General features: G+C 49.5%; 11 protein-coding genes and 1 riboswitch. All 11 genes read left to right on the top strand.

All coding sequences use genetic code 11. The features are described from left to right. The first annotated feature begins 6 nt into the window (after nt 1-6). The 11 genes from D829_RS33765 to purF all read left to right on the top strand — a co-directional run bounded on the left by D829_RS33765 (nt 7) and on the right by purF (nt 11,046). Nucleotides 7-144, top strand: coding sequence for a hypothetical protein (locus D829_RS33765; protein WP_017690703.1), 138 nt, complete (start codon nt 7-9; stop codon nt 142-144). A 126-nt stretch (nt 145-270) separates the two neighbouring features. Then, nucleotides 271-534: a DUF1294 domain-containing protein gene (locus tag D829_RS0119990; protein ID WP_017690702.1), complete on the top strand. Its 264-nt coding sequence runs from the start codon at nt 271-273 to the stop codon at nt 532-534. A 211-nt stretch (nt 535-745) separates the two neighbouring features. Then, nucleotides 746-1,180, top strand: coding sequence for a universal stress protein (locus D829_RS0119985; protein WP_017690701.1), 435 nt, complete (start codon nt 746-748; stop codon nt 1,178-1,180). 270 nt (nt 1,181-1,450) lie between these two features. Beyond that, nucleotides 1,451-1,552, top strand: a riboswitch (purine riboswitch). A gap of 193 nt (nt 1,553-1,745) precedes the next feature. Continuing rightward, nucleotides 1,746-2,231, top strand: coding sequence for a 5-(carboxyamino)imidazole ribonucleotide mutase (purE, locus tag D829_RS0119980; RefSeq protein WP_017690699.1), 486 nt, complete (start codon nt 1,746-1,748; stop codon nt 2,229-2,231). Continuing rightward, nucleotides 2,228-3,430, top strand: coding sequence for a 5-(carboxyamino)imidazole ribonucleotide synthase (gene purK, locus D829_RS0119975; protein WP_017690698.1), 1,203 nt, complete (start codon nt 2,228-2,230; stop codon nt 3,428-3,430). The genes purE and purK overlap by 4 nt, the downstream gene beginning before the upstream one ends. After that, nucleotides 3,427-4,725, top strand: a complete 1,299-nt coding sequence (gene purB, locus D829_RS0119970) for an adenylosuccinate lyase (protein WP_017690697.1) — start codon at nt 3,427-3,429, stop codon at nt 4,723-4,725. The genes purK and purB overlap by 4 nt, the downstream gene beginning before the upstream one ends. A 235-nt stretch (nt 4,726-4,960) precedes the next feature. Continuing rightward, nucleotides 4,961-5,833: a phosphoribosylaminoimidazolesuccinocarboxamide synthase gene (locus D829_RS0119965; RefSeq protein WP_017690696.1), complete on the top strand. Its 873-nt coding sequence runs from the start codon at nt 4,961-4,963 to the stop codon at nt 5,831-5,833. A gap of 589 nt (nt 5,834-6,422) precedes the next feature. After that, the gene (gene purS / locus D829_RS0119960) at nt 6,423-6,668 is read left to right on the top strand and encodes a phosphoribosylformylglycinamidine synthase subunit PurS (protein ID WP_017690695.1); all 246 of its coding nucleotides are present in this window, start codon (nt 6,423-6,425) and stop codon (nt 6,666-6,668) included. 4 nt (nt 6,669-6,672) lie between these two features. After that, complete coding sequence (purQ, locus tag D829_RS0119955) at nt 6,673-7,362, top strand: phosphoribosylformylglycinamidine synthase subunit PurQ (protein ID WP_017690694.1); 690 nt, start codon at nt 6,673-6,675, stop codon at nt 7,360-7,362. After that, nucleotides 7,340-9,583, top strand: a complete 2,244-nt coding sequence (gene purL, locus D829_RS0119950; RefSeq protein ID WP_017690693.1) for a phosphoribosylformylglycinamidine synthase subunit PurL — start codon at nt 7,340-7,342, stop codon at nt 9,581-9,583. The genes purQ and purL overlap by 23 nt, the downstream gene beginning before the upstream one ends. After that, nucleotides 9,568-11,046 carry an amidophosphoribosyltransferase gene (purF, locus tag D829_RS0119945; protein ID WP_017690692.1) on the top strand — a complete coding sequence of 493 codons (1,479 nt, stop codon included), beginning with the start codon at nt 9,568-9,570 and terminating at the stop codon, nt 11,044-11,046. Before purL ends, purF begins: the two co-directional genes overlap by 16 nt. Nucleotides 11,047-11,447: the final 401 nt, after the last annotated feature.

The raw sequence follows: 11,447 nt of genomic DNA, 5'->3' as shown, positions 1-11,447 counted from the left end.
ACCTACATGCCGCATAACAAACCAGAGAAAATCCATAACCAGCAAAACAAAGACAGTATTCGGGAAGAGAGTATCGCTGTACGCCCGGACAAAGCAGCCAAAAGAGCACCAAGTCTGAACGGTATTCCAAAGCAGGAGTCCTAGGTCAGAGCGAGGTTAGCGTTATTACACAAAATTGCGGTTCCCTATCCGGTGCGTTGAACATGTCTCTGATGAGGACTATAATGGTGACAGGGAGATGTCCCGGGACAGGGGGATCGCTAGAATTATATGCAAACCGGACTTATATTGTGGTTTTTATTTATTAATGTAGTTGGTTATCTGGTGATGTCGGATGATAAGAGGCGTGCACAACAGCGTCGTGACCGTACACCCGAACGGACGTTATTCTTGCTTGCGTTTATTGGCGGTGCTTTGGGAGTCTGGATCGCGATGTATCGGAAAAGGCATAAAACCAAACATCCCAGCTTCACCATTGGCATTCCGTTGTTGTTGTTCTTGAATGCGGTAATCTATGGTTACTTTATTCAATGAAGACATGGAACACATGCGTAACCATTCGAACAAGACTTACGCTGAAGTGAAAGGTGTATCATTAATTCGTCTGTTATGTAAATTATTTCGTATAAATGGTTCATTGTGGTTCCGGAACGTTTAAGGAGTTATATGGTTCTGTTAGTTTATTACATGTCAGACCGAAGCTTGCTTCGCGTGCTCTACATATAAAGGAAGGGACGGGATTCACATGTTATTTTCCAAAATATTAGTGGCTTATGATGGTTCCAAAGCTTCAAATAAAGCACTTGATCGTGCGATTGAGCTAGCAAAAGTGTCCCCGAATGCAGTACTGGATGTCATTCATGCTTTTGATTTCCCGCGTGTATTCATCGGTGAGGGGTTGGCTCCACTGCCACCTTCACTTAATAATGACTACTACAATCTGGCGGTTCAGACGACGGATGAAGCGAAAGAACGAATTCAGGCTGCGGGTGTAACGGCCAATGTGGATCTGATTCAAGGAGCGGCAGCGGAAGTATTGCTTGATTTTGCCAAAGAAAATGATTCCGATATCATTATTATTGGTAGCCGCGGACTGGGTGGAATTCGGGAATTTGTTCTGGGTAGTGTCAGTCACAATGTGGTGCAGCATGCGCGGGTTCCAGTACTGATCGTAAAATAATGGATGAAGTGTGTACGCACTGAAAAGCAGGAAGCCGGTTGTCTTCGAGAGATTGAAGAGGAGCCGGCTTTCTTTTATGGGATGAAATGGATGGTTAAGCGAATTTAAAGAAGCAATTCCCGAACATTATATTTGTCAATATGTTAAATGTTCGTCTTTAAGTTGACATTAGCTGTAGGGGATTGTTAGAATGTTAGATGTGTCGATCAGGTAAGAATAAGGTCGAGTAGGAACGAAATATGTAATAAGAGATTACAAAAATGAACGAAGATAGTTTGATAGATATTTGCTCGTATAACGCCGGGAATAGGGCCCGGAAGTATCTACCCGGGAACCGTAAATTTCCGGACTACGAGGAGATACGGCTGAGAGTCGCATGCAACCAGATGCGGACAGCAAGCCCCCTTTTGGCATGCCCAAATGAGGGATACGTATTTCTTGGAGTCCGGTGTCCGAAGAAAATGTGATGTTTTCGCGGGTAGCGGATTTTTTCATTTCACACGTAAAATGAATTCTTTAATACCAGGTGTAATCAAAAAAGCTCAGACGGGAGTTGGATGTATTCATGTCACTGCAAGTCGCTGTAATCATGGGCAGCAAGTCGGATTGGGAAACGATGAAGCATGCGTGCGAGGTTCTGGATGAACTGGAGATTGGTTATGAGAAAAAGGTTGTCTCAGCCCATCGTACACCGGATTTGATGTTCGAATACGCAGAGCAGGCGATTGATCGAGGATTCAAGGTGATCATTGCAGGGGCAGGCGGGGCAGCACATCTGCCCGGTATGGTTGCCGCCAAAACGATGCTTCCAGTCATTGGCGTACCGGTTCAATCCAAAGCATTGAACGGTCTCGATTCCTTGTTGTCCATTGTTCAGATGCCTGGTGGTATTCCCGTCGCAACTGTGGCGATTGGCAAGGCAGGGGCAACGAATGCAGGGCTGCTCGCAGCTCAGATGATCGGTGCATTTGACCCGGATGTCCAACGTCGCTCTGAAGCTCGAAGAGAGCGCATCAAACAAGAAGTACTCGAAAGCAGTGAAGAACTATGAGTAGAGCCACGAACCAATCCGGCATAGCAGGAGAGCTACAGAAAGTCCTGCTGCCCGGGAAGACAACTATCGGCATTCTTGGAGGCGGACAGCTCGGACGTATGATGACGCTCGCAGGCACGGCGATGGGGTATCGATTCGTTACTCTTGATCCCGCTCCGGATGCGCCTTGTGGTCAAGTTGCTCGTCAGATTGAAGCAGGATATGACGATGCCAAAGCTGCACTTGAACTGGCTCGGCAATGCGATGTCATTACGTATGAATTCGAAAATGTGGATGCAGAAGTCGCTGGGCTGCTCGAGCGTGAGTCTTACGTTCCGCAAGGAAGTGCGTTATTGTACACCACACAACATCGATTGCGTGAAAAACGGGCTATTGAAGCCGCTGGAGTAAGAGTCGCGCCTTATCGTGAGATCACAAGTGCGGATACGATGCTTGCTGCTGTTAGCGAACTTGGAGTGCCATGTGTACTAAAGACGGTTACTGGAGGCTACGATGGCAAAGGCCAGCGTGTAATTCGGGAAGCAAGTCAGGCTGTTGCGGCATACGAAGAACTTGCAGCTACAGGTGCGGAACTGGTGCTGGAACAATTCATCAAGTTTGAATGCGAGATTTCGGTCGTAGTAGCGCGCAGTACAAATGGGGAGATCAAAACGTTCCCGCCAGCGGAGAACATTCATGTAAATAACATTTTGCATGCTTCAATTGTACCGGGTAGAGTTGCTGCAGACATTCAGATTGAAGCGCAAAAGCTGGCAGCAGCGGTGGCAGAATCAATGAAGGCTGTTGGGTTGCTTGCCGTTGAACTGTTTGTAGCGGCGGATGGAAGACTGTACGTCAACGAACTGGCGCCAAGACCACATAATTCTGGTCACTATACGATGGAAGCTTGTGCGACTTCGCAATTTGAACAACATATCCGTGCGATCTGCGGATTACCACTCGGTGACACTTCGTTATTGAGTCCGGTTGTTATGGTCAATGTGCTTGGAGAACATCTGGAAGGCATTATCGCCAGAACAGGGCAACCTGATGCAGAAGCGATAGACCTCGGTGTGATTCCCAAGCTTCATATATATGGTAAAACCGAAGCAAAAACAGGACGTAAGATGGGGCATGTGAATCTGCTTTGTCAGGATGTTGAAGAAGGATTGCAATGGATTGAACAAACTAATCTCTGGAGGAATACAAATTCATGATTGAACGTTATAGCAGACCCGAAATGAGAGCCATTTGGACCGAAGAGAACAAATTCCAATCGTGGCTGGAGGTTGAAATTTGTGCATGTGAGGCGTGGGCTGAACTGGGTGTTATCCCTAAGGATGAAGCAGCATTGCTTCGTCAGAACGCATCTTTTGACATCGACCGCATCTATGAGATTGAACAGGAAACACGTCATGACGTTATCGCATTCACACGTACGGTATCTGAAAGTCTGGGTGCGGAGCGGAAATGGGTGCACTACGGACTGACTTCCACGGATGTCGTAGATACGGCTCTGGGTTATGTATTGCGTCAAGCGAATGAGATTCTGGAAAAGGATATCGTGAATTTCATTGAAATTCTTCGCGAAAAAGCACTGGCTTATCAGCACACACCAATGATGGGACGTACGCACGGGGTGCATGCTGAGCCAACAACATTTGGACTGAAAATGGCATTGTGGCATGAAGAGATGAAACGGAACCTGGAGCGTTTCCGTCATGCAGCAGACAATGTACAATACGGCAAAATCTCAGGCGCAGTAGGAACATACGCGAACATCGATCCGTTTGTTGAAGAGTTTGTCTGCGAGAAGTTGGGTACCAAAGCAGCTCCAATCTCGACTCAAACATTGCAACGTGACCGTCACGCGGAATATATGGCTACACTGGCGTTGATCGCAACGTCCCTGGACAAGTTCGCTACAGAGGTACGTGCGCTGCAGAAGAGTGAGTTCCGCGAAGTGGAAGAAGCTTTTGCAAAAGGTCAAAAAGGATCTTCCGCGATGCCGCACAAGCGTAATCCGATCGGAAGTGAAAACATCTCCGGCCTGTCCCGTGTCATTCGCGGACATATGGTATCGGCATACGAGAACGTGACGCTCTGGCATGAACGTGACATCTCGCACTCTTCCGTAGAACGTATCATTCTGCCGGATGCAACGATGCTGCTGAACTACATGCTGAACCGTTTTGGTAACATCGTGAAGAACCTGACGGTTTTCCCTGAGAACATGAAACGCAACATGGAGCGCACCTACGGGGTACCATTCTCCGGTCGCATCATGACAAAGCTGATTGACAAAGGTTTCAGCCGCGAGCAAGCGTACGATACCGTTCAACCACGTGCGATGCAAGCATGGGAAGAACAACGCCAGTTCCAGGATATCGTGAAATCCACACCGGAAATCACGGAAGTGCTTAACGAAGAAGAAATCGCAGATGCATTCAACCCGTCATGGCACCTGAAGCACGTAGACACCATCTTCAAAAAGCTCGGCTTGAACGATTAATATATAACTCCCATAAGGCTATAGCGCAGAATGATGGTTTTGCAGGGAACGCAGAGGACAGAAATAAGCTGAAGAAGCGAAGTGGTCGCCTTTATCCCCGGATTTTCACTTTGCAAAAGTGGAATCAAAAAATCTGGGGATAACAGCGATCGGAAGATTGTTCTGTCATCGGAGTGGAGCCCGCACCATCAGGATTCTGACCTTAGCCTTACATCTCCTGAAAGAAGGTGAGCCCATGGCACTGTCCACTGCGGCAGATCTCGTTAAAGCACCTCTGTTATATAAAGGAAAAGTACGTGAATTGTACGATCTGGGTGAACATTTTCTGATCGTGGTAACCGACCGAATCTCGGCATTTGATTACGTGCTGGACCCGGCAGTTCCTGAGAAAGGAAACGTACTGAATAAACTCAGCAGCTTCTGGTTTGAACTGACAGGTGACATGATGGAGAACCACGTCGTTCATACCGATGTGAATCAACTGGGTGACCTCATCACAGACCCTGAATTGCTCAAAGACCGCATCATGGTAACCCGCAAAGCGGAACGCATTGATATTGAATGTGTTGTGCGTGGATACATCACTGGTGGGGGATGGAGACAATATGAGACAAGCGGTGAAGTGAATGGCATTAAACTGCCTGATGGACTTCGCAAAAACGCCAAGCTAGAAGTTCCCATTTTCACCCCGGCAGCCAAAAACGATGTTGGTCACGATGAGGACATCCCAATGGATCGCATGAAAGAACTGGTGGGAGACGGACTTGCAATGGAGCTTCAGGAAAAAAGCTTACGCTTGTACGAATTCGCCCGTGATTACTGTGATCAGCGTGGCATCATTCTGGCAGACTGCAAATTCGAGTTCGGCATCGTGGATGGCAAGGTCATCCTGATTGACGAAATCTTCACCCCAGATGCTTCACGCTTCTGGGCCAAAGAGAATTATGAACTCGACATCGAGATCGACAGCATGGATAAAGAGCCAGTGCGCACCTATCTCGCCGGAACCGATTGGGACAAGAACAGCAAACCCGATCCACTCCCACAAGCGGTAGTTGAAGCAACAACCGCAAGATACGTCGATATTTATAACCGTTTAACGAAATAATAACGTTTGAGTGAGCTACGGGAAAGTTTGAGGAAGCTAACGTTTGAGAGAGAGCTATGGGAAATTTTGGCTTTCGATCGCTGTTGCCCCCGGAATGTTTTGATTGGAATCCTTTTTTCAAAAGGAAACATTCCGGGGGCAAAGGCGAGCACTTCGTTTCTCTAGCTCAAATCTTTCCCTCCGCCAGTGTTCAAACTGGTGGGTGAGGCAATTAAAGACACAGACTTCTCTTCACATACAGGAAGTCTACAAATATAAAAATAGTAAGATTACTAAAGTAACTTAAAGACCATTTACTGTTTTCACGTAATGGTCAGGCTAGACCATTACACACCGTGCAACGTAAAAGGTTTAGGCCTTTAAAAAACGTCGCATGGACTAGCGTAGGGGCGGAATTGTTCTTAAAGGAGCGATAGCGTTCGCCTTTGTCCCCGGGTTTTGACCGCACAGCGGGCCAAAACAATCAAAAAAACCTGGGGACAACAAGCGACCGGAAGAACAATCCGCCCCGGAGCAAGCACCAAAAGTCACTTTTTTTAACAGCGTAAAGCATTTATCCCGTTCATTACTGAGGAGGAACATAAGGATCATGATCAAAGCAACCGTATATGTCACTATTAAGCAAAGCGTACTCGACCCGCAAGGCGTAGCTGTTCAAGGAGCCCTGCATTCCATGGGATTCAACGAAGTGGAAAGTGTACGGATCGGTAAAGTCATGGAATTGAACCTGGATACAACAGATCGTGCGGAAGCGGAGAAACGATTGAAAGTCATGTGTGAAAAGCTGCTGGCCAACACCGTTGTTGAAGATTACCGCTACGAATTGGAGGGTTAATCTCATGAAATTTGCAGTTCTTGTGTTCCCTGGCTCCAACTGCGACATCGACTGTTACAAGGCAGTGGAAGATGCCATTGGGCAAGAGGTTGATTATGTATGGCACACGGCTACAGATCTTTCGGCTTATGATTGTATTTTAGTTCCGGGTGGTTTCTCTTATGGTGACTACTTGCGTTGCGGAGCGATTTCCCGCTTTGCACCGGTAATGAACGAGGTAGCGAAAGCTGCTGAACAAGGTAAGTATATTTTGGGTATTTGCAACGGATTCCAGATCCTGACGGAAGCCGGATTGCTTCCAGGTGCATTGATCCGTAACACTTCTCTGAAATTCCGTTGTCACGATACGGTATTGAAAGTGGCAAACGCGGATACACCATTTACACGTGACTATGCACCGGGCGAAGAGATTATCATCCCGATTGCTCACGGTGAAGGCAACTATTATTGCGACGAGGAGACGCTAGCGAGTCTGCAAGCGAACAACCAGATCGTATTTACGTATGGTACCAACCCGAACGGTTCCCTGGGTGATATCGCGGGAGTCTGTAACGAGGGTGGAAACGTGGTCGGCATGATGCCGCATCCAGAGCGTGCAGTGGATTCACTGTTTGGTTCGGAAGACGGCAAACGTATGTTTACATCTATTTTGAAAGCATGGAGGGATCGGCATGACGCAGCAGCTATCCGCTAAGGAACCAACAGCAGAACAGGTCGCAGAACATAAACTTTACGCACAAATGGGCGTATCTGACAGCGAGTATGCGCTGATCTGTGAGTTCATGGGGCGCAAGCCAAACTACACGGAAATTGGTGTGTTCAGTGTAATGTGGTCCGAGCATTGTGCTTATAAAAACTCCAAGCCATTACTGCGCCGTTTCCCAACCACTGGACCACGTGTCCTGATGGGACCTGGTGAAGGTGCCGGTATCGTGGATATCGGTGATAACCAGGCCGTTGTATTCAAAATTGAAAGCCATAACCATCCTTCCGCGGTTGAGCCTTATCAAGGTGCGGCAACAGGTGTGGGCGGCATTATCCGTGATATTTTCTCCATGGGTGCAAGACCGATAGCCATACTGAACTCCCTTCGTTTCGGCAAGCTAGAGAGCGATCGCGTTAAATATCTGTTCGAGCATGTCGTATCAGGTATTGCTGGATACGGAAACTGTATCGGGATTCCTACCGTTGGTGGCGAAGTGATGTTTGATGAGAGCTACGAAGGCAATCCGCTGGTTAACGCGATGTGTGTGGGTCTGATTGATCATGACAAGATCCAGCGCGGCGTAGCTAAAGGTGTAGGTAACCCTGTGTATTATGTAGGGCCACCAACAGGCCGGGATGGTATTCATGGAGCAACCTTTGCATCGGTTGAACTGACGGAAGAATCCGAGTCCCAACGGACAGCGGTTCAGGTTGGTGATCCGTTTATGGAGAAACTGGTGATGGAATCCTGTCTGGAATTGATCGACACGGGCATCGTGCTCGGAATTCAGGATATGGGTGCTGCGGGTCTGACATGTTCGAGTGCAGAGATGGCAAGTAAAGCAGGTAACGGTCTGGAATTGTATCTGGATCAGGTGCCACAGCGTGAAGAAGGCATGACGCCTTACGAGATGATGTTGTCCGAGTCCCAGGAACGGATGTTGTTCGTTGTTGAGCCGAAGGATGAGGCGCAGGCGATGGAAATCTTTGAACGTTGGGGCGTAATCTGTGCCAAAGTCGGTAAAGTGACGGATGATGGTCGTCTGAAATTGATCCACCACGGCGATGTGGTCGGAGATATGCCGGTAACGGCTTTGGTTGACGAATGTCCAGTGTATGACAAACCTTCTTCTGTTCCTGCGTACTACGAGCAAAGTGCTTCCATCGACACGCTTCGTTATGACGAAGTGTCGGATCTCGGCAGAGCGCTGAAACAAATATTGGCTTCCCCAACGGTAGCGAGTAAAAAATGGGTGTACGATCAATACGATTACATGGTGCGTACAAGCACGGCCGTTCGTCCAGGTTCGGATGCAGCTGTAGTTACGATTCGTGGCACACGCAAAGGTCTAGCGATGACAACCGACTGTAACGGACGTTATGTGTATCTTGATCCTGAAGTTGGTGGACGGATTGCCGTAAGTGAAGCAGCGCGTAACATTGTATGTTCTGGTGCTGAGCCGCTGGCGATCACGGACAACCTGAACTTCGGTAACCCGGAGAAGCCGGATATTTTCTGGCAAATGGAGAAAGCGGTAGACGGTATGGCAGAAGCTTGCCGTGTGCTGGATACGCCGGTCATCGGTGGTAACGTAAGTCTGTATAACGAAAACGCCAAAGGCTCCATCTATCCAACGCCAGTTGTCGGTATGGTAGGCCTCGTTCATGATACGGATCATATCACGACACAAGCATTCAAATCCGAAGGTGATGTTATCATCCTCCTCGGTGAAACGAAAGCTGAACTGGGTGGCAGCGAGCTGCAATACGCGGTTCATGGTCAGACGGAAGGTCGTCCACCAGAACTGAACTTGCAAACGGAAAAAGCGTTGCTCAGCACGGTGCTGGAAGCTATTCAATCCGGTCTCGTTCGCTCTGCGCATGACTTGTCTGAAGGCGGCTTGGCTGTTGCACTCGCAGAGTCTTGTATCAGCGGTAACGTTGGAGCACAGGTGAATGTGGAGACGACGTTGCGTGGAGATCACGCTCTGTTCAGTGAGAGCCAGTCCCGTATCTTGTTGTCGGCTACGCCGGAGCAAGCGGGTAAGCTTGAAGCATTTGTACGTGAGCGCGGTGTACCTGTAGCTGTGATTGGACGTGTAGAAGGAAGTAACCTGACGATTGAATTGAACGGAACATCAGCCGTGAGCGAACCTGTAGGAGGTTTAACTCAGGTCTGGGAGGATGCGATTCCATGTCTCATGAACTGACGACAGGACCTTTGTGGACAGGCGATTATTATAATGAAGGGTCCGGCAAGGAAGGACTCGACAAATTGAAAGAAGAATGCGGCGTGTTCGGGGTGTTCAGACACCCTGACGCGGCCTCGCTCTCCTATTATGGACTACATGCGCTGCAACATCGGGGCGAAGAAAGTGCAGGCATGTGTGTGAGTGATGGCAGCCAGTTTAACTATCACCGCGGCATGGGTCTGGTGAAGGAAGTGTTCACCAAAGACCTGATGCAGACGTTGACCGGGGATATTTCCATTGGGCATGTCCGGTATTCAACAAGTGGTGACAGTAAACTGACGAACGCACAGCCATTGGTATTCAAATACCGTGATGGCGATTTGGCGGTAGCGACCAACGGTAACATTGTGAATGCACCAACGATCCGGCGTGAGCTGGAGCAGAGCGGGTCCATTTTCCAAACAACAAGTGATACCGAGGTTATTGCGCATCTGATTGCACGATCCTCCAAAGGGCTTGTGGAAGCGGCAAAAGAGGCGTTCCAGCGCATTGTGGGTGGTTATGCGTTTCTGATCATGACCAATGACAAGCTGCTCGTGGCTTCCGATCCGCACGGACTTCGTCCGCTGACGATGGGTAAGCTGGGAGATGCGTATCTGTTTGCATCCGAGACGTGTGCACTCGAAACGATCGGCGCAGAGTTGATTCGTGATATTGAGCCGGGTGAACTACTGGTGCTGGATGCGGATGGTCTTCACGAAGACCGTTTTGATCATCACAAACACCGCAAGGCGCTATGCGCGATGGAATACATTTATTTTGCCCGTCCAGACAGTGATATGAATGGTACGAACCAACATGCTGCCCGTAAACGGATGGGAAGCCGGATGGCGATTGAGTCGTTTGTGGATGCCGATCTGGTTACAGGTGTGCCGGACTCCAGTATTTCCGCGGCAATTGGTTATGCGGAACAAACAGGTATTCCATATGAGATGGGTATGATCAAGAATAAATACACTGGACGTACGTTTATCCAGCCGAGCCAGGAATTGCGGGAGCAGGGCGTGAAGATGAAGCTGAGCGCTGTGCGTCGCGTTGTAGAAGGCAAACGCGTGGTTATGATTGACGACTCCATCGTACGGGGAACGACCTCCCGGCGGATCGTGAACATGCTGCGTGATGCAGGAGCAACGGAAGTGCATGTACGGATTACATCACCACCTTTCAAAAACCCGTGTTTCTACGGTATTGATACGCCTGACAGCCGTGAATTAATTGCTTCACAGTTGTCGGTGGAAGAAATTTGCCGTGAAATTAATGCGGACTCCCTGGAGTTCCTCAGTCCTGATGGACTGATTGCATCGATTCAGGGAGATAATCAGGATGATCCTAAAGGCGGACTATGTCTCGCATGTTTTGATCATGATTACCCAACCCGCCTGGACTTCAACGGCGAAGAAAAATTCGGCTGCAGCTGCTAGCTGTTATGTGGCGAGACAAACGTATCTCGCCGCCCCGTGCGTAGCCCGAGCCCTCAGCCCCGCCTTGCGGAGCAACAGGGGCCAGGGCAGCCGAGCGAAGCAACTGCCCCCGGACGCAGCCCGAGCCCTTAAGCCCCGCCTTGCGGAGCAACAGGGGCACGGGCAGCCAGGCGAAGCAGCTGCCCCCGGGCGCAGCCCGAGCCCTTAAGCCCCGCCTTGCGGAGCAACAGGGGCACGGGCATCCGAGCGAAGCAACTGCCTCCGGGCACAGCCCGAGCCCTTAAGCCCCGCCTTGCGGAGCAACAGGGGCACGGGCAGCCAGGCGAAGCAGCTGCCTCCGGGCACAGCCCGAGCCCTTAAGCCCCGCCTTGCGGAGCAACAGGGGCACGGGCAGCCAGGCG

This window comes from Paenibacillus sp. PAMC 26794 (assembly GCF_000316035.1).
Taxonomy (GTDB): domain Bacteria; phylum Bacillota; class Bacilli; order Paenibacillales; family Paenibacillaceae; genus Paenibacillus.
Note: the sequence above shows the minus strand (reverse complement) of the source record. Positions and strands in the feature narration are given on the sequence as shown.

Coding starts and splice junctions, on each gene's coding strand:
- D829_RS33765 (WP_017690703.1), top strand. CDS start 7: ATGCCGCATAACAAACCAGAGAAAATCCATAACCAGCAAAACAAAGAC.
- D829_RS0119990 (WP_017690702.1), top strand. CDS start 271: ATGCAAACCGGACTTATATTGTGGTTTTTATTTATTAATGTAGTTGGT.
- D829_RS0119985 (WP_017690701.1), top strand. CDS start 746: ATGTTATTTTCCAAAATATTAGTGGCTTATGATGGTTCCAAAGCTTCA.
- purE (WP_017690699.1), top strand. CDS start 1,746: ATGTCACTGCAAGTCGCTGTAATCATGGGCAGCAAGTCGGATTGGGAA.
- purK (WP_017690698.1), top strand. CDS start 2,228: ATGAGTAGAGCCACGAACCAATCCGGCATAGCAGGAGAGCTACAGAAA.
- purB (WP_017690697.1), top strand. CDS start 3,427: ATGATTGAACGTTATAGCAGACCCGAAATGAGAGCCATTTGGACCGAA.
- D829_RS0119965 (WP_017690696.1), top strand. CDS start 4,961: ATGGCACTGTCCACTGCGGCAGATCTCGTTAAAGCACCTCTGTTATAT.
- purS (WP_017690695.1), top strand. CDS start 6,423: ATGATCAAAGCAACCGTATATGTCACTATTAAGCAAAGCGTACTCGAC.
- purQ (WP_017690694.1), top strand. CDS start 6,673: ATGAAATTTGCAGTTCTTGTGTTCCCTGGCTCCAACTGCGACATCGAC.
- purL (WP_017690693.1), top strand. CDS start 7,340: ATGACGCAGCAGCTATCCGCTAAGGAACCAACAGCAGAACAGGTCGCA.
- purF (WP_017690692.1), top strand. CDS start 9,568: ATGTCTCATGAACTGACGACAGGACCTTTGTGGACAGGCGATTATTAT.